This is a genomic window from Anabaenopsis tanganyikae CS-531 (assembly GCF_029891675.1).
In the GTDB taxonomy this organism is placed as follows: Bacteria; Cyanobacteriota; Cyanobacteriia; order Cyanobacteriales; family Nostocaceae; genus Anabaenopsis; species Anabaenopsis arnoldii.
On sequence record NZ_JANQDF010000065.1, the window covers coordinates 1 to 17,448 of the forward strand.

Here is a 17,448-nt window from a genome sequence, read left to right on the forward strand (position 1 = left end):
AGGTAAAAAGGTTGGGGTTCCTAGATTTAAAAAGAAAACCAACTCACAATCAGCAGAGTTTACTAAAGCTGGTTTTTCTATAAAAGATGGAGTAGTTTACATAGCAAAAATTGGGAATATCAAACCAATTTGGTCAAGAGAACTGCCATCTGAACCTAGCTCAGTTACAGTGATTAAGGATGGCGCTAACCGCTATTTTCTTAGCTTCGTTGTAGAAGTTAAACCCAATATTACTGTTGCCAAAAACCAAAGCATAGGTATTGATTTAGGACTAAAGACTTTTGCTACAATGAGCAATGGAGAGAAGGTTTTAAGCCCTATATACTCAAAACATGACCGCAAGATTCGTAAATTGCAGCGAAAATTAGCGCGTCAACAAAAAGATTCAAAAAGGAGAAACAATACTCGCATAAGGATAGCTAAATTACACAACCATATTTCTGATACCAGAAAAGATTTTTTACATAAGCTATCAACCAAAATAGTTAACGATAACCAAGTAATTGTTTTGGAGGATTTGAATGTCTCAGGAATGCTCAAAAACCGTAGACTATCTAGGGCGATTAATTTGCAAGGGTGGCGGCAATTCAGAATTTTTTGTGAGGCTAAATCTGAGAAACTTAAACGGGATTTCAGAATAATTGACAGATGGGAACCTACTAGCCAGATTTGCGCTTGTTGTGGGTATCGTTGGGGCAAGATTGATTTGTCTGTTCGCTCAGTGTTGTGCTTGAATTGCAACACTCTTGCAGACAGAGATGAGAATGCTGCTAAGAACATAGAAATGGTCGGCATGGGGCATCGGCACGACCTAAAACGGACAGGGAGTGACTGTAAGACTGTTTCGGCAGCGAGTTACTGTGAACTGTCAAGAATCACCGACCTTCAAGGTCGGTGAGTATGTCAACATCCACTATCTAGCCTCGGTTTAGCCGTTTGTATCGGTACTACCGTTTCTACTATACTTTGGCAAAGCCGAAGTATTCTCCTGGGATTACCAGAACGCGAAAAACAACGCCTAGAAAAACAAGTTTTGAAAATCAGACAGCAAGGACCTACTCATCCTCTGTGGAAGTGGATTTGTCATTAAATAATGATAATTAAACTTGAAGATAGTTGCATATAGATATACGTATCGGAAACTTTCTAGGACAATATGAGTTCATCCAAATAATGATACTGCCTTGGGGTGCAAAACATGAACTATCCTCAAATTCAATTTAGGGAATATCGCCAGTCAGAAATCAACCTTTACCAACTTCAAGAATTATTTAATCTTGCCGCTTTTTGGGCAAAAGGACGTACTATTGAGGATTTAAGTATAGCGATCGCTAATAGCGACCCGGTGATCAGTATTTGCGATGGAGAGCAGCTGATTGGCTTTGCCAGGGCGACTTCTGACGGTATCTATCGTGCTACTATCTGGGATGTGGTGATTCACCCAGATTATCGCGGTACTGGTCTGGGGCGTAAATTGGTAGAAACCGTTTTAAGTCATCCCCGGGTCAGAAGGGTTGAGCGAGTATACTTAATGACTACTCATCAACAGGAGTTTTACGAAAAAATTGGTTTTCAGTCCAATGTCAGCACCACAATGGTACTATATCACCAACCAAATATTGAAACTCTCCCGATCACTGAAGTTCAGCTTCAGGAATCACTGGGGGGATAGAAATTTGTAACCTAGTTAATTCTTCATTTGTTTCTTCAGTGCTTGGACAAGGAACAACTTCTAATTTTCCTCCCATCATCTCCAAGAGACTCTGGTTTAATAACATCTTCATTCCTGGGGAAAGAGTCCTATGATCTGGATCAATCTCAGGACTCTCAAACCCTAATTTCATTAGTTCTATCGACTCACTTGTAGTGACAGCATGGCTTGGAATATCCAGGAAAATCTCCAGCCTATTATTAGTAGGCGAGAAACTACTAGAAAGACGGATACTACCAAATTCCATTTGATTAATCGCAGTGTCTACTAAATTGACCAATATTTGGCGGAGCCAGCGGTAATCTGCCAAAACATAAATTTCTGCGTCTGGAAGCACAACACGCAAGGATAAATTGCGATTTGCTGCCACCATATAAGTTAAATTATTAACTTCCTGTAAAATCCTAGCCAAGCAGTGGGGTTGAATATCTAATTTATTAGTCCCATGTTCTGTTCTGGCTATGTTAAGAATTTCATCAATTAGGTGTAGTAGTTTCAGCGCTCTTTCGTGGGCTTGAGCAATAAATTCTCGCTCCTCTTCTGGATTTTCACACAAATCGGACAAAATTAACTGATGTAAGCCAATTAAACCATTTAGGGGCGATCGCAATTCATGGGTAGTCCGGGCTAAAAATCCCCCTTTAAACAGGCTCATTTCCCGCGCCATTTGGTAAGCTAATTCTGTTTGCTTGATCTGTGCTGCTGTAATTTGCGCCTGCTGTGGAGAGATGACCGGCGATAACCGACTAAATACTTCCCGAATACCCAACCCCAGTAATATTCCTACACCTAAATATATCCAATTGACCATTATTTAACAATTATTCTCAAAACTTAATTTAACCGTACCTTGGCGTAAGATTTGCCAATTATTACCAGTCCACTTACACACAGTGGAAGGTACACCAATTCCAGAAACTTCAGCACGACCTTGAGTTGATTCCAGAGTCAGAACTTCAGGGAACTGATCAGCAATTTCTGCTAAGTCTTTTAAGGGTGGTTGACCTGAAAAATTAGCGCTGGTGGTGGCAAGGGGGCCTGTTTGCGCCAAAATGGTTTGAGCGATCGCACTATCAGGGACTCGAATACCAATTGTATTAGGGTCATGAGGATTCATCTGTTTTGGGACGCGATCGCTAGCTGGTAATACTAATGTTAATCCTCCCGGCCAATATCTACTTGCCACCTGTTGCCAAATTTTCCACTCATTTTCATTACCTTGGACATAAGGCCATAAATCCTCCGCACTAGCTCCCATCAAAATCAAAGGTTTATCTTGACTGCGCCGTTTCGCCTCAAAAATCAATGGTGCTTGCTCTGGTAAAGTCGCCAGTGCGGGTACTGTATCTGTGGGAAAACTGACCAATAAGCCAGCACGTGCGCCGGTTATTAAGTCAACTAAAGAAACTTGAGTCATTTGTCAGATTGAACACAGTTGAATTAACAATTATTTCACGACTAGCCACTTATAGAAGCTACCGCAAATCTTTCAATACCTGCTAAGTCCTGGTAAATTTGAATATTAGAGTAGCTACCTTGTTGCTGTAAAAGTCTGTGTACAGTATCCGCCTGTCCCGCCATCATCTCAATTAGCCATACCCCACCAGGGCGCAAATAGTCCGGAGAAATTTCTATTAACTGGCGAATACAATCTAAGCCATCAGTACCACCATCTAAAGCTAGATGTGGTTCATGGTTGACTACTTCTGGTTGCAAGGTAGCCACAGTAGTAGTGGGAATATAAGGTGGGTTGGATACCATACCGCTAAACTGTCCTTTGAGGGCTGTTAGCGGCTCCCACCAACAACCCTGATAAAATTTAATCCGGTGGTCAAAACCTAAATTACAAGCATTTGACTGGGCAATTTTTAATGCTTCCGGGCTGTAATCCACTGCATGAATTGTTGCTTTTGGTAAAGCATCTGCTAAACCTAAGGCGATCGCACCGCTACCAGTACCTAAGTCTGCCCAATGTCCGGAACTGAGCAATGGGGCGGCGCTACCGTTATTCCCAGCCGCCACAGCTAGATCAATTAAATATTCAGTTTCCGGTCTGGGAATTAAAACTGCATTTGACACGGCGATTTTAAAATTTCGCCAAGGGGTTACTCCGGCAATATACTGTACTGGCAGGTGTTCATTTAATCGCCTTTCCCATAACTGCTCTAAGTTTTCTAAAGGTAAGGACATGGGAATGTCAGCCCTCTGTTTAAAAGATTCTAAACGCAGCCCCAAGCGGTCTAAATCCCCTACTTCCAGAAGTAACCAATCTACTTCGGCGGGGGAAATGTCATGAGCGACGGCTTGGGCGATCGCTCTGTTACGCCACTCCCAAAGCCGTAAACCGGAAACTACCCCATCACATTTGTCTGTCATTCCTTAACGTTGCTGAGGTCTAGCTGTCCCTGAATTATTACTACCCTGTCTAGGCAAAGTGTTGATATATTCTCGAGATTCTTGAGATGGTACGAGAACAACTTGGTTAAGCCAAGGATCATCTTTATCCTGTAAAGTTTTAATTACCCCGTCTATATCTATGACCTGAATATCCGCTTGGGGAAACTTCGGCTTCACTTGATTTAATAAGCCTTGGGCATCTTGCTTGCTTAAAAACAAAGGAATCAATTCTTCATTATTATCAGATTTGAACTGAATGGGCACATAACCCTGATTTGGTGAAAATCTCACCGCAAAAATCGGCACGCTAGGAAACTGGGTTACTTTTTGACCACTTTGACGCAGTAATTCCATTGCTCCCTTAATTTCCCCCTCTACCGGTTTAAAGGCAAATATAAGGCGTTCTGACTGATTTTTACTTTGTTGCAATTCTTGATAAATCACACCTAGAGGCACTGCTGTTACTTGTAGGCTGTTCACCATTTTTTCCATTTTCGGATCTTTACCCGGTACGCCCTGTAGTTCCTTAATAAAAGTTTGAGCTTCCTGCCGACTCATATAAACACCAGTCACCGACGCACCAGTTGTTTCACTGTCCGATAACGGGCGACTCAGTGGAGCACCCTGATCATTAGTAATTAGATATACGGGTACAGCATCTAATTTTTCTTTTATTTGCTGTTCTGACAAAGCCAGTACGGGCAAATTACCCACAAAAACCGATCCCAGTAAAGTACTTCCAAGTAGTCCTAATGTTGCGCCCCAGCGAACTAATGCTTTCATAATATCTCCTCACATCAATAGTTAAATAAGACAGAGAAATGCTGGTATGAGGACTAGAATAACTAGTTTTAGTTATATTCTCATCCTGCGGAAAATCTGAAAAATTTGTTTTTGCGGTTCAATGCTAACAATTAATTCTCAAAAACCGCCATTTCCTCACCCAAAATAAGTTCTCTGCTAATGCGCGATCGCATGGTGTTTTTCTCCAGGTTGCCTGGGTATTTAATGCACAATGGTTGTTAATCTTGTTTAGTTTGCTCTGAAGACGGGGAGACCTCCCCCCACAGTTGAAATGCTCAATGCCATGTAATTGGCTTGCTTAAATCTAGTTGACGACATGAGATGATTAATCGTTCCAGCCTAACGCGCTTTTATCTCAACTTCTCACGCAAGACTTAGATAATCTCGATCCTTGTCTATTAAATTCATACCTGCCAATTATAAATTAAAATCGGGATGACAGGATTTGAACCTGCGACATCCTGCTCCCAAAGCAGGCGCGCTACCAAGCTGCGCTACATCCCGGATCGATTAGTCTTAATGCCCTCTATAATCTTTAAAACCAACATACACGCTGGTTTAATTATAGTTAAACAGGTTAAATCTTTGGAACTGCGTCCCAAATGATAGTTTATCACCTCGACATTAATATTATATCATAATAGCACGTTTAACTGATTTTGGCTAACCAATTTTATCTTGATTTTAGCACCCGTAAAACTCCATCCCCTTTGACACTCCCCACGGCTAGAAGCCAGGGGATTCTTGCTTCACGGGGACTCCAATGAATTTACCCGCGCTAACGCCCCGCTCCGCTTACAGCAAGCATCTTGACCGTGTGCCCCACGGCTGCAAGTTATGCATATAGCTACCACAATCTATTATACATTAAAGCTAATATTTGTCAAATTTATTTTTAGGACTGCGACTGAAGTTCCTAGCGCACTACACCCCCATAGTTAGAAACTAGGGGCAATGTGCGCGTTTTTTGGTAGAAACTGCCTAACCTTGGCTGACAATTACTGCGGATACCAGAACATACCTTTAATGCCTTCTGGGTCTGACATAAAACCCATACCGCGATAAAAATCTAGAACATGAGGATCGGCAAATAGAGTAACATTGCTAATTTCTTCACTTCTGAGTTTTTTGAGTACGTATTTCATCAGGGCTTTACCCAGTCCTTTCCCTTGAAAGTCGGGGTGAACTACCACATCCCAAATAGTCGCATTAAAAGCATGGTCAGAGGTAGCACGAGCGAAACCAATGAGCCGTTTCTGGTTTCCTCGCACTTGCCACATAGACGCTACGAGAAAACTATGCTCAATGGCTTTTTTGACTTTTCTTAAAGGACGACGCGACCAACCAACTGCATCGCAAAGTTCCTCCAGTTCATAGAGGTCAATATTTCGCTCCGTACTAAAAACAATACGAGTCTCCTTCTGATAAGCAACGCTCTCGCCATTGGGGCTAGATTCGCTCGCCACAGACCGTGTACGTTCCTCGAAAGAGTTAGTTTTACTTGTCGCTATAGACTCAGGACTATTAAACCAAGTTTTCCAAAAACCCATGCCAACGTGGTTCGGGTAGTATAACTTAATTGGCTTCCACTTTCACAGGAGTGTTGATTCACGTTCTAGAAAGCTGAAACCCTCAATATCCCTCTCACTTAAATTTCTTTAGATGTTTCCGGGATTTTTTGATGGCAACGGCTTTTTATAGCGTGTTTCACACCAATCATTTACCAGTTTAGCATTTTGTTTTGCAGTCCAGGAGTAATTTCCTAAAAACTGGGGAATCTCAGTTGAATTCTCTAAGATGGCTTAGGGATGGGAGATTGGTACATGGTTACTACTGGTGGAACACCGCGCTGATTGATGCGCGTAATATCCCCAACCGGCGGCATTTCTTGGGCTATTCAATGCTATAATAGACAAGTTTGTTACCAAAATGTACTAATCCCAAAGAAACATATACCGCGTTAGGTGTTATCCGGTGGTTGAGACCAGCTCAGACAGGCTGTACCTGTTATTGCTGTTTAACCCCATAATACCCCGTTGTTAATACGGGCAAGTACGTCAATCGCACCCGTTGCTGGCGGTACGATATTAGGTATGGCAACCATTGAAATCTTGGGCGTTCCACACGCATACGAGCTCACGGCTCCTACTTCCTGTCCCCATGCTTTAGTCTTTATCCACGGTTGGCTCAATAGCCGTGGGTATTGGCAACCTGTCATTTCTCGCCTCTCAGTTGGCTTGCAGTGCCTTTCTTATGATTTGCGAGGTTTTGGTGAATCTAAATCCCAGCCAGAACCAGATTTGACTCAAACACCAACTTCTGTAAACTTGACTTCTAACTCAATTGATGAGTCGAGTTTGTCCCTTGATTCTATTTATACGCCAGCTGTTTATGCTCAGGATTTAGCTGCTCTTCTAGAACAGATGAATATTACTAGTGCTTGGCTAATTGGGCATTCCTTGGGAGGCACAATCGCCCTGTGGGCTGCTGCTCAAATGCCTGAATGTGTTAAAGGAGTTATATGTATCAACGCCGGTGGTGGTATTTATCTCAAAGAGTCCTTTGAGCAGTTTCGTTCAGCAGGTCAAAGATTCTTGCAAGTCCGTCCGCGCTGGCTTTCTCATATCCCTTTAATTGATTTGTTATTTACTAGAGCAAGTGTCGCTCGTCCTTTAGACCGTTATTGGGCGCGTCAGCGTGTGGTAGATTTTGTCATGGCTGACCCAGAAGCCGCGCTAGGAGCATTACTAGACTTTACAACCGAGGAAGAAATTAACCGTTTACCTCAACTAGTGTCTCAGTTGCAGCAGCCAGTTTATTTCTTGGCTGGTACTGATGACAAAGTAATGGAACCCAAGTACGTTCGCCATTTAGCTAGTTTTCATCGGCTTTTTAAATATACTGGTGACAATGTGATTGAAATTCCCGATTGTGGTCACTTGGCAATGTTAGAACAGCCGGATGCAGTTGCTGATCATATTTGGTCAATAGTCAAACAATTTTCCATGGGACAATCCCACGGCTAGCAAGCCCGTGGGATTTTTTCCATTGCTGCGCTACCCTATCTATCAACCAGACAAGTTATTGAGAGGATTTGCTCCCCCTAAGCACAGGTCTTTGTCGCAGATGATTTGATGAAGTTGTATAGCTGAATTATCAACTATACAACTTCATGACCTGGGTGAGTGGTAACCTGGACTGAACACCTAAAGTCAAGGGTGATGTATGACCAAGGGATAGGTGATGAGACCCAGCGCTGGCAATCATAGCAGCGTTATCGGTGCAGTATTTCATGGGTGGGAACAGGACACGCAGGTTATGCTCGCCGGCAGCTACCTGTAAGGTTTTTCTCAGGCTGCTGTTAGCTGCTACCCCTCCACCAACGGCAATGGTATTGAGATTATAGTCGAGGGCGCAGGCGATCGCTCTTTTGGTCAGCGATCGCGCCACAGTCTCCTGAAAGCTAGCCGCTAAATCACTGACTGGTAATTGTTTTTCATCTTTCTCTAATTGCTGAACCAATCGCAGTACCGCCGTCTTTAACCCACTAAAACTGCTGTCATAGCGATGATATCCCCCACCTGGTAAAGAAACTTTACCTTCTGGCAAAGTAAAGGCGCGGGGATTTCCCGTTTGTGCTAATTTATCAATGAGAGGTCCACCAGGATAACCCAGTTGTAATAACCGTGCTACTTTATCAAAAGCTTCACCTGCGGCATCATCGCGAGTTTCACCCAGGGTTTCGTAAACACCACAATCCTTAACGTAAATCAAGCTTGTATGTCCACCAGAAACTAGTAAGCTAAGAAATGGGGGATCTAAACTAGGCTCACTCAAATAAGTTGCGTAAATGTGGCCTTCGAGGTGATGCACTCCCAAGAATGGCTTGTTATGTAACATTGCTAAAGTTTTAGCAGCAGTCAACCCTACCAAGAGTGCTCCTACAAGTCCAGGAGCACAGGTGGCGGCAATGCCATCTATTTGATCCCAGTCTAGTTGGGCTTGCTCTAAAGCCTGTGCGATCGCCTGATTGATTGTTTCTAGATGTTGACGGGATGCCACCTCTGGTACTACCCCACCATATTCACTGTGAACTAGAATTTGGGAAGCTACCACACTGCTATAAACTTGACGATTGTTTACAATTGCCACGGCAGTTTCATCGCAGCTGGTTTCTATTGCTAAAACAGTTGCCATTGTCAGGTTATGTTAAGTAACGATTTGTTGGAGAAGCTTTAACTTTTATTTACTTAAACTTTACTCTGTTCCCGCCCAAGAGTATGATGACTTGCTAGTTATGCAAATAAACAACTGTACAAGCCGCTTCGTTTTGTACAAGAACTTTTTGTTTTGTAATAAAAGGAAACAACTCATGAGACGATTGTTTGCTTTGATTTTAGCGATTTGTCTTTGGTCCAATTTTGCCCCTCCCGCCCAAGCGCTGGGGGCTAACCTGGTACCTTGTAAAGACTCTCCCGCATTTCAAGAGCTAGCAAAAAATGCCCGGAACACCACCGCAGATCCCGAATCAGGCAGAAAGCGCTTTGAGCGTTATTCTCAGGCACTCTGTGGACCTGAAGGTTACCCTCACTTGATTGTTGACGGTCGCCTCGATCGGGCTGGTGACTTCCTCATCCCCAGCATTCTCTTTTTGTATATTGCCGGTTGGATCGGCTGGGTAGGCCGTGCTTACCTCCAAGCCATCAAAAAGTTATCAGACACCGAAGCTAAAGAAATCCAAATTGATCTGGGTTTAGCACTACCCATTATCGGCTCAGGCTTTGCTTGGCCCGCAGCCGCGATTAAAGAATTCCTATCGGGTGAGTTAACCGCTAAAGATTCAGAAATTACTGTTTCTCCCCGTTAATTATCCCTCACTCAATTCATCTCTTTTGGAGACTAAATTCATGGCAGACAAAGGCGAGCAATCCTCCTACTTCATCACTTTTCTTTCTACCGCTCCAGTAGCAGCTACCATCTGGCTAACCATTACTGCCGGAATTTTGATTGAATTTAACCGCTTTTTTCCTGACCTACTTTTCCACCCACTCCCATAAGTAAAAAGTAGAGTTTTAGTCGTAATATTGTGTGGTGCAATTGCTCCACACAATATTAGGCTCAGGCATCACCCGAATTAACAGGAATATTGGCTCAGATCATCTGGCGATTATCTGATCTGAAGAACAGCAGATAAATTAATTTTTTTAAACTAAAGACCCAAAAAACATATTTACCCACAATTATTATTAATAATATAACAATGCCATCATTCTAATTTAAAGGCGAATACACAATATGGCGCAAGCAGTAAATTCATCGAAAAATCGCCCCAGCGATCCCAGAAATAGCGAGGTAGTGTCTCCCGCAGGACGTGATCCTCAGCAAGGAAACCTCGAAACACCGATTAATTCTTCTCCCTTGGTGAAGTGGTTCATTAATAATTTACCCGCCTATCGTCAAGGTCTCAATCCTTCAAGACGTGGTCTAGAAGTGGGCATGGCTCATGGTTACTTGCTATTTGGACCTTTCGCTAAATTGGGTCCTCTACGTGATGCATCTAATGCTAACTTAGCTGGATTACTGGGAGCTATTGGCTTGGTTGTGATTCTCACAGCCTGCCTATCTCTATATGCCAATACCAATCCTGCTAAGGCAATGGCCAGTGTCACTGTCCCCAACCCACCCGTAGATGCTTTCAACTCCAAAGAAAGCTGGAATAATTTTGCTAGTTCTTTCTTAATCGGTGGAATTGGCGGTGCAGTAGTCGCTTATTTCTTAACTAGCAATTTGGCACTTATTCAAGGTCTATTGGGTTAAGATTTTTTCATAATCAGGCATTGGGCATTGGTAATCGCTAATGATTAATTATGTTTTGCTATTACCCATGCCTGATGTCCCATTTTTAGCAAAAATCATCCAGGAGGGCAATAACCGTTCATAAAATACTAAATAAATCTAGTGTTTTGCGTTGGTAGCCTTAGTCCAAAGTTTTAAAACTATAGGCACTGGTAGTCCCTCTATCCCATCCAGAAAGTTTGGGATTACTTTCCTAGGTATATTTAAATTGCCATTGCTAACTGTAGATTTTTTCAGCTTAGGACGAGCGCTTCAATCAAATAACTTGACTTCTATGTCCTTAAGAGCATTTTCTAAATCGTCATTCACAATTTGAACGTCAAACTCCCCTGCGGCTTGAATTTCTTCTTCAGCCCGGCGCAGACGAAGCGCGATCGCCTCCTCAGAATCTTGGCCTCGACCACGTATCCGATTCTCCAACTCCTTCAAAGAAGGCGGTAAAACAAAAATGCTCAGGGCGCTGGGGAAGGAAGCACGGATTTGTCTTGCGCCTTTAAGTTCAATTTCCAGTACCACCAATTTACCAGAGTGAACTTGGTTCAGCACAGCTTCGCGAGGAGTACCGTAATAATTACCGGCAAATTCTGCCCACTCCAAGAATTCACCTTGGGAAACTAATTGTTCAAACTTAGTGCGGCTAATAAAGTAATAATTCTCACCGTTAATTTCTCCTAGACGGGGAGAACGAGTCGTCACGGATACAGAATAGTAAAGTTCCGGATGACGTTTTAAGAGCGCGTGCAGTAAAGTGCCTTTACCAACCCCACTTGGGCCAGTTAAAACAATTAGCCTGCCTAGAAAAGGGCTTTCTTTGGTTTTAGAACCAGTCTGGATAGGTAAAACTTGCTTCATCCGTTCAAACTCTGAATTAATTATTAACGGTCTCACCGCGCATTTGTGTGGAATGTACGTTGCTATTATTATTTTATGTCTAGTTAACTACACTGCTATTCCTAGAGCTACCCTCAGTAAGAATTAGTAACTATTTTTCCCAACCTGACTCACGAGAGCAGACTTCAAGTAAATTCAACTCCTGCGGCAATTCGGCTCACTCTTAACTTGCGGGTTTAACGGAACTCCTGTGGGATCACTAAACAAAGACACTATTTATGGGTCATTAGCTGTGTTTTTGTGAGATGAGGAACTTGTGATCAACAAATTTGTAGCACATGAGTGACAGAAAACTTTTCTAATTAATATGGTACTGCGGATAGGGTGCAGATAGCTGTAGGGTTATTGACCTATATGAAATCAGTTATCTACAGTATGATGATCTCGAGAAATCACAAATCGATTCGCTACGGTTTCCGGTTGAATTGCCGAAAGAATCACGTGGCTGGAATCAGTAATAATTACAGCCCTGGTTCGACGACCATAAGTTGCATCTACTAGTTGACCTCTATCCCGTGCATCGGTAATGATCCGTTTAATCGGGGCAGACTCCGGACTAACAATGGCAACTACTCGGTTGGCAGACACGATGTTACCGAAACCAATGTTAATTAATTGTATTTCCATAAAAAAATTCACACCAAATGTGGTGTTACAAGCTGGTAAGGTAATTATCCCCATATTATCGTCAAAAAACACGAGTTACAACGCTTTATGTCTAGCCAGCCTGAGTTTTTAAATGACAAATCATTTTTTTGGCTAATAAATACCTAAATATACTAAAAATATTCCCCAGGAGATATGCAAAATCTCAACAAACAATCTCACTAAGTCGTTCACAAGAGTTCAGAGACGAAACACAAATGCATGAATTATTAAAATTTAACAACGGAAAACTTTTACGTCAGGCGTTAACTCACCGTTCCTATGTCAACGAAAATCCTGGTGAAAAGGATAATGAGCGCTTAGAGTTTTTAGGCGATGCTTTGCTGACCTTTCTCAGTGGAGAGTATCTCTATCTCGATACTCGCTATCGAGAGATGGCAGAAGATGAAATGACTCGCCGAAGATCGGCACTAGTGGACGAGAAGCAACTCGCTAAATTTGCCATTGAAGTTGGTTTAGAATCCTTAATGCGCCTGGGAAAAGGAGCGATTCAGGATGGAGGACTTAAAAGCCCCAATTTATTAAGTAGCACTTTTGAATCAGTTGTTGGAGCTTATTATTTAGATTGCGATGGCAATATTGAGAAAATCCGCCCGATTATTTTAGATTTATTTAAATCTGTGCCTGAAGAAATTATTCAAGTCCGTTCTAATGTCGATTCTAGGAACCGCTTCCAGGAATGGGTACAGGCTAACTTTGAGTCTATGCTACCCCATTATATCACGGAACGCATCGGAGGACAAGATCATGCTCCGGAATATTTTGCCCAGGTTTTTGTTGGTGAACAGCTTTACGGAGAAGGAAAAGCTCGTGGTAAAAAGGAGGCTAAAAAACGGTCTGCAGAAAATGCCTTAACTAAGCTCAAAAAACAGGGTTTAATTGCAGAATGAGCGTATTTAACGGTAATTGCAAAAGTCCCTTATTCCTGGCATATCTAGCACGAAGTGCTGATTTGACTCAGCTTCAATATCTAAGATGCCTATTTGAGGTTTGAACAGATTACTTACACAACAAGGTTCTACAGCCATTCGTCATCTCAAGGAAATTATATTTTTTGCTGATGTTGACGTTGGTCTGTGGACATTTTGCCGCCAGTAACCGCCTATAGGTAGAAGCTAAACCGGGTTGCTAGTGGATAAGTTAAACATTGAGAATATCACTAAAGGAATACTACAAATGATGCTATAAAAACAATCTTTCGCACAGCAACTCACACCAAGCTCAGGAAAATGCCACAGACACAATCATGTGGAAAACCCGATTGAAACTGGCTTTTGTAATTACAAATTGGTATGACTACCTTGATTCTCCATGATGTTTTATGCCAGTTTGTGTTAAAAACAAAGGAACTCCCCCAAGGTAAGCTACATCGGTTTGCGGAGGTTAAACCTGTGTAGTTTTCAATGCAGTTTGCGTAAAGCAATTAATTACCACTGGTTAATAAAGTAGAAACCCTAATGATCGATTGTGACTAATTGTGACTGAAGGAGAAGTTTCAACACAGAAGTAATATTTGATAGATGAATTACTAATTAGGTGACAACACTAGCATTGGTGATTTCAACTAAATGATCGAACCAATCACAAACATTAAGGGCTGCTGGTCTAGTTCTGGAAAATCAACTTCTAGGGTATAGCTTGCAACTAGTTCTTCATTGTATAATTCTATGCTCAACTCTCCGGGAGTAGCAGCATTGGCTATTGCCTGCTTACCATTTCCTTGTAGTTTCAAAATTCCAGGAGCGGGTAAATCACAATTAACTTTCAATTTCACCAGATGATCCTGAGAATAGTATTCTACCCTCAAACTCAGGGTTCCGGCGCTGGTTAACCATTGTCTTTCTACCACTGGATTGGCTAAAGACACTGGTAAAGTCAAGTTATCTAGCAGTTGTTTAGCTGCAAGTAATGACAATGCCATCTGCTGACGAGGTTGTAAATCTGAGTAATTATTCTGGATCTGGGGAATTGTATCCAGAGTGTTCACAGACCGATAGGTGCTTCTGAGCACTAATCCAGCTAAATCATTAATCGTCTGTGACTCATGGGGGAAAAAGCTCTCAACTACCTGAACTAGTTTTGCCCCTAGAGGTAGCGAAGATGTAATCAACCCCTGACATCTTGCCAATAATTGTTGGAAAACTTTATCTGGTAGGGGTATAGGCAGATTCAGCTTTGACTGCTGTGGTATCCATCCCCAGTTAGAACTTAATGCGAGCGATCGCTCTTCCACAAAATCTGGGTAATCAACTAATTGAGACTCCCAGGGGAATAAAGGAGGCTGCTCTTGAGCTTGGATTTGTAGCCGACGCTTGAGGACAGATTGGAAACGTTCTTGCACAGTAGGAATTTCTCCCAATTGAAAGGTTTGGGGCATTCTTCCCAATTCTAGGTCACAGCTTGTGAAAGCAGCCACCTCATTGAGAAGGTCGTCTACCCCGTCAATTTCCTTACACTTTAACAGTTTAAGCCCGTTAGTGTTAGTTTTATTAGCCAACCACCAATGGAGTAAATCGGATTGTAAGGATTCTGAGTCACTATTCATGAGTAGATGCACTTGATCCGGATACTAGGGAGTTACGAATTTCCCATGCTTGTTCCAAAATTTTAAACCACCGTTTTTGTAGTTGGGCTGTTGACAAACCTAGAGTTTTAGCAATTTTCTCATCTGGCTGTCCAAGTTGTTTCAATTTCAGTAACGCTCTGTGTTTGTCATCCAATAATTCTGTATAGTTGTGCCATTGCTGGGGAGTTAAACCCAAATTAGTGTGGAGTGAGGCTTCTAACCACTCATGAACTAATTCCCAACGGTGTAATAAGGCAAACCGAATCAGATGATATTTAAAGCGTTGCTGTAAGTAGTCGCGTTGACGGGGAGTTAAACCCAAAATAGACTCAATTTCCTGAGTTGATAAATCCTGAAGACGAAGACAGAAGTAATCAGCACAATCAGATTGTTGTCGTTGTTCGAGATAATCCATTAATTCTGTAATCACAACCGAACGCAGAGTATCTTCTTCAGGTTCTGGTTCTGCTTGCATAGCCATTGCTGAACGTAATTGCTGTACTGCTGGTTCTTCCCAAGAACCATCGTTGTCATTGGAACTACCTTCTGCAGCTTGTTCGATATCTACATTGGTTTCCTGGGGTTGCTGTTGGGAAAACGTTTGAGCTCGCAGGATGATCAGCTGCTGCTGTCGTCCTGGTAAGGGAATTCGCCGCTTACCATAGCGTTCAATAAACGCCATGTATTCTGCCAATTCCAGGAGAGTTTGGGGACGATAAGTGGAGACCATCTGGTTTTCCCTGCGGAAAGCATTTAACGCTTCCAGATAAAAACCCTGCAGAAAATCTTCAATAATGGTCAGTCGTCCTTGATAGCTCAACTGTCTTTGAGGAGGATTGATGTAGCGATAAATAATTGCACTCAGAGTACTGTGTAACTCTACCCTACCCCGACTAGAACCCAAGAGATAGTATCTCAGACACTGTTGCAGGCGATGTCTGGCTAGGGAAATGGCCGAGCTTTGCACGTCGCCGGAAGCCTGGATACGTTTACTCTCTTGGCAAATCCGGTATACTTCGGTGGTAATTCTTGTGGCTACATCATGGCAATTCTGCTGGGAAGCTTTAGTTGATCCCTGAAGCTCCTGATATAGGACTTGGAATGTCCCTTCCACGCCGATAGAATTGTCTCCCTGAACGGTTGGGGTGGTAACTTTTTTGCTTGGAATTGTTGCAGTTGCGACTGAATTCATAGTCTCGGTTTTCGAAAGACCCTAAAATACTTAAGTAAAACATCTGATGACTGTGGGTGTTGGCTGTTTAAATTTTTCCCGTAATTAGGATGTGCTTATGTATGGCTTAAGCCAGCCGTAGCTATCGGAGTTCCCAACTGTGATGGGATAGTTCACAATTTGATAGATGCTTTTGCCATTACCCACCGAGCCGTTTACAAGTCATTATGGATTTAAAAACACAAGTTCAATTGCTGATTAATAATGCACCCCGCGATGGCATAACACCACATCTCGTTTCAGCAATTGCTCCTGCATTGATTGTGATCGCTAAGAAATTACGCCATTCCCAGTACTATATTCTCCAAAATGCTGAAGAGCGCTGGGTGTTAACTACATTGAGCAATCGTGCACATCCAGGACTGGAAAAGCGCGTTATCTACGCTTTCCCTACCATACAGGATGTTTCCCTAATTTCACCTGCTGGGCTTGACCCTCAAATGCTGGCCAAAATTGTTCCTGTTACCCATATTTTGTTCCAACTGCTAGCACTAGAACCCGTAGATAGTATAGTATTTTTAGAAACGCCTGGTCAGACCAATCATACAGTTGAAATCCAACGTTCAGAATTACAAAATGTCCTGCAAAACCAGATGAAGCAAGACGAAATGAGTGAACAAATCCCTCCCGATATTGCATAAATGAATTTTGCAGTGGGGAGTAATTAGATACATCTAATTACTCCCCACTGCAAAAAAAATAAAAATTTTTAAATTAAAAATTTGAAATTTGTTCAGGACTTACGCAACTGGCACAAATAGGGAGCGGGGTTAGCCGCGCCACGCGACAATTTAAATTACACCAAGCACATAGGAATACTTGGGCGTTTGAGTTGCTGTATTAAAATTATGTAACCATTGGTATCTCGCTCAATTATGTCTTTCACATTTTCCCATAGTCACAGAGGTGTTAGCTTTTCTCTCTTCAAATAACAATTAATTGCATCATGGCTAATCTGCTCTAAATGCTCTGCTAAATTGGTAATCCTGTAATTAATTTGACTCCTTAATCAGCATTGGCAGTAATTAAGCTTTGTAAATCTCATGCTCATCACCAACATTATCTCTTAGAGGATGTTTGTCAAGTGTTAAACAGGTAATTTTTATATTAGGGAACAGGTAACAGGTAACACACCGAAGGATTGGGAAGGATTGGGAAGGATTGGGTAACACACAAAAAACAATAAAATCCAGTCCCCTCCCCTGACAAGGACAAGACAAGGTGGACAAGGTGGACTAGGTGACAAGGGAGAAAAACAGTACAAAGTCTGTATTCTTAGTAAGAAAAATAGCCCATTAAAAGACCATTGTCCGGATAAAATCTTCC

The 17,448-nt window shown here is 42.2% G+C and carries 18 protein-coding genes, 1 tRNA gene and 1 pseudogene; 9 read left to right on the forward strand and 11 right to left on the reverse strand.

The annotated features are described in order from the left end of the window. The 3 genes and pseudogenes from NWP22_RS06865 to NWP22_RS06875 all read left to right on the forward strand — a co-directional run. The coding region (locus tag NWP22_RS06865; RefSeq protein ID WP_280801661.1) for an RNA-guided endonuclease InsQ/TnpB family protein at window positions 1-898 on the forward strand (898 nt) is incomplete at its 5' end. Between the two features lie 9 nt (window positions 899-907). Continuing rightward, window positions 908-1,090, forward strand: a pseudogene (locus tag NWP22_RS06870) (hypothetical protein); the annotation flags it as partial. Between the two features lie 108 nt (window positions 1,091-1,198). Then, on the forward strand, window positions 1,199-1,672 hold the full coding sequence (locus NWP22_RS06875) for a GNAT family N-acetyltransferase (protein WP_271733737.1): 474 nt from the start codon (window positions 1,199-1,201) through the stop codon (window positions 1,670-1,672). Here NWP22_RS06875 and NWP22_RS06880 read toward each other — a convergent pair. The 6 genes from NWP22_RS06880 to NWP22_RS06905 form a co-directional block, all read right to left on the reverse strand. Then, window positions 1,635-2,522, reverse strand: coding sequence for a sensor histidine kinase (locus NWP22_RS06880; protein ID WP_271733735.1), 888 nt, complete (start codon window positions 2,520-2,522; stop codon window positions 1,635-1,637). The genes NWP22_RS06875 and NWP22_RS06880 overlap by 38 nt on opposite strands. Before the next feature lie 3 nt (window positions 2,523-2,525). Next, window positions 2,526-3,128: an L-threonylcarbamoyladenylate synthase gene (locus NWP22_RS06885; RefSeq protein ID WP_271733734.1), complete on the reverse strand. Its 603-nt coding sequence runs from the start codon at window positions 3,126-3,128 to the stop codon at window positions 2,526-2,528. A gap of 41 nt (window positions 3,129-3,169) precedes the next feature. Further along, complete coding sequence (prmC, locus tag NWP22_RS06890) at window positions 3,170-4,087, reverse strand: peptide chain release factor N(5)-glutamine methyltransferase (RefSeq protein WP_271733733.1); 918 nt, start codon at window positions 4,085-4,087, stop codon at window positions 3,170-3,172. A gap of 3 nt (window positions 4,088-4,090) precedes the next feature. After that, window positions 4,091-4,891 carry a Tic22 family protein gene (locus NWP22_RS06895; RefSeq protein ID WP_271733732.1) on the reverse strand — a complete coding sequence of 267 codons (801 nt, stop codon included), beginning with the start codon at window positions 4,889-4,891 and terminating at the stop codon, window positions 4,091-4,093. A 451-nt stretch (window positions 4,892-5,342) separates the two neighbouring features. Further along, a tRNA-Pro gene (locus NWP22_RS06900) sits at window positions 5,343-5,416 on the reverse strand. 494 nt (window positions 5,417-5,910) lie between these two features. Further along, a complete protein-coding gene (locus tag NWP22_RS06905; RefSeq protein WP_271733731.1) occupies window positions 5,911-6,462 on the reverse strand; it encodes a GNAT family N-acetyltransferase in 552 nt (183 codons plus the stop codon). Window positions 6,463-7,005: 543 nt separating this feature from the next. Between NWP22_RS06905 and NWP22_RS06910 the strand changes: the two genes are divergently transcribed. Then, on the forward strand, window positions 7,006-7,938 hold the full coding sequence (locus tag NWP22_RS06910) for an alpha/beta fold hydrolase (RefSeq protein ID WP_271733730.1): 933 nt from the start codon (window positions 7,006-7,008) through the stop codon (window positions 7,936-7,938). A 130-nt stretch (window positions 7,939-8,068) separates the two neighbouring features. Here NWP22_RS06910 and tsaD read toward each other — a convergent pair whose 3' ends face one another. Then, a complete protein-coding gene (gene tsaD / locus NWP22_RS06915) occupies window positions 8,069-9,109 on the reverse strand; it encodes a tRNA (adenosine(37)-N6)-threonylcarbamoyltransferase complex transferase subunit TsaD (protein ID WP_271733729.1) in 1,041 nt (346 codons plus the stop codon). Between the two features lie 175 nt (window positions 9,110-9,284). On the opposite strand from tsaD, the gene NWP22_RS06920 reads away from it, so the two are divergent. From NWP22_RS06920 to NWP22_RS06930, 3 genes are all read left to right on the forward strand, one after another. After that, window positions 9,285-9,779, forward strand: a complete 495-nt coding sequence (locus NWP22_RS06920) for a Photosystem I reaction center subunit III (protein WP_271733728.1) — start codon at window positions 9,285-9,287, stop codon at window positions 9,777-9,779. A gap of 40 nt (window positions 9,780-9,819) precedes the next feature. Continuing rightward, window positions 9,820-9,969: a photosystem I reaction center subunit IX gene (psaJ, locus tag NWP22_RS06925; protein WP_271733727.1), complete on the forward strand. Its 150-nt coding sequence runs from the start codon at window positions 9,820-9,822 to the stop codon at window positions 9,967-9,969. A 238-nt stretch (window positions 9,970-10,207) separates the two neighbouring features. Further along, window positions 10,208-10,729 carry a photosystem I reaction center protein subunit XI gene (locus NWP22_RS06930; protein ID WP_271733726.1) on the forward strand — a complete coding sequence of 174 codons (522 nt, stop codon included), beginning with the start codon at window positions 10,208-10,210 and terminating at the stop codon, window positions 10,727-10,729. A 291-nt stretch (window positions 10,730-11,020) separates the two neighbouring features. Here NWP22_RS06930 and gmk read toward each other — a convergent pair whose 3' ends face one another. Both gmk and remA read right to left on the reverse strand, forming a co-directional pair. Next, on the reverse strand, window positions 11,021-11,620 hold the full coding sequence (gene gmk, locus NWP22_RS06935; protein WP_271733725.1) for a guanylate kinase: 600 nt from the start codon (window positions 11,618-11,620) through the stop codon (window positions 11,021-11,023). A 399-nt stretch (window positions 11,621-12,019) separates the two neighbouring features. Next, window positions 12,020-12,286 (reverse strand): extracellular matrix/biofilm regulator RemA, encoded by a 267-nt coding sequence (gene remA, locus NWP22_RS06940; RefSeq protein WP_271733739.1) that lies wholly within the window; start codon window positions 12,284-12,286, stop codon window positions 12,020-12,022. Between the two features lie 236 nt (window positions 12,287-12,522). Here remA and rnc point away from each other — a divergent pair, with 236 nt between their 5' ends. Further along, window positions 12,523-13,215 (forward strand): ribonuclease III, encoded by a 693-nt coding sequence (rnc, locus tag NWP22_RS06945; protein ID WP_271733723.1) that lies wholly within the window; start codon window positions 12,523-12,525, stop codon window positions 13,213-13,215. 674 nt (window positions 13,216-13,889) lie between these two features. On the opposite strand, the gene NWP22_RS06950 is transcribed toward rnc, so the two are convergent. Next, window positions 13,890-14,870 carry a PatU gene (locus NWP22_RS06950; RefSeq protein WP_271733722.1) on the reverse strand — a complete coding sequence of 327 codons (981 nt, stop codon included), beginning with the start codon at window positions 14,868-14,870 and terminating at the stop codon, window positions 13,890-13,892. Further along, a complete protein-coding gene (gene hetZ, locus NWP22_RS06955; protein ID WP_271733721.1) occupies window positions 14,863-16,083 on the reverse strand; it encodes a heterocyst differentiation protein HetZ in 1,221 nt (406 codons plus the stop codon). The genes NWP22_RS06950 and hetZ overlap by 8 nt, the downstream gene beginning before the upstream one ends. 206 nt (window positions 16,084-16,289) lie before the next feature. On the opposite strand from hetZ, the gene NWP22_RS06960 reads away from it, so the two are divergent. Continuing rightward, window positions 16,290-16,763 (forward strand): hypothetical protein, encoded by a 474-nt coding sequence (locus NWP22_RS06960; protein WP_271733720.1) that lies wholly within the window; start codon window positions 16,290-16,292, stop codon window positions 16,761-16,763. Window positions 16,764-17,448: the final 685 nt, after the last annotated feature.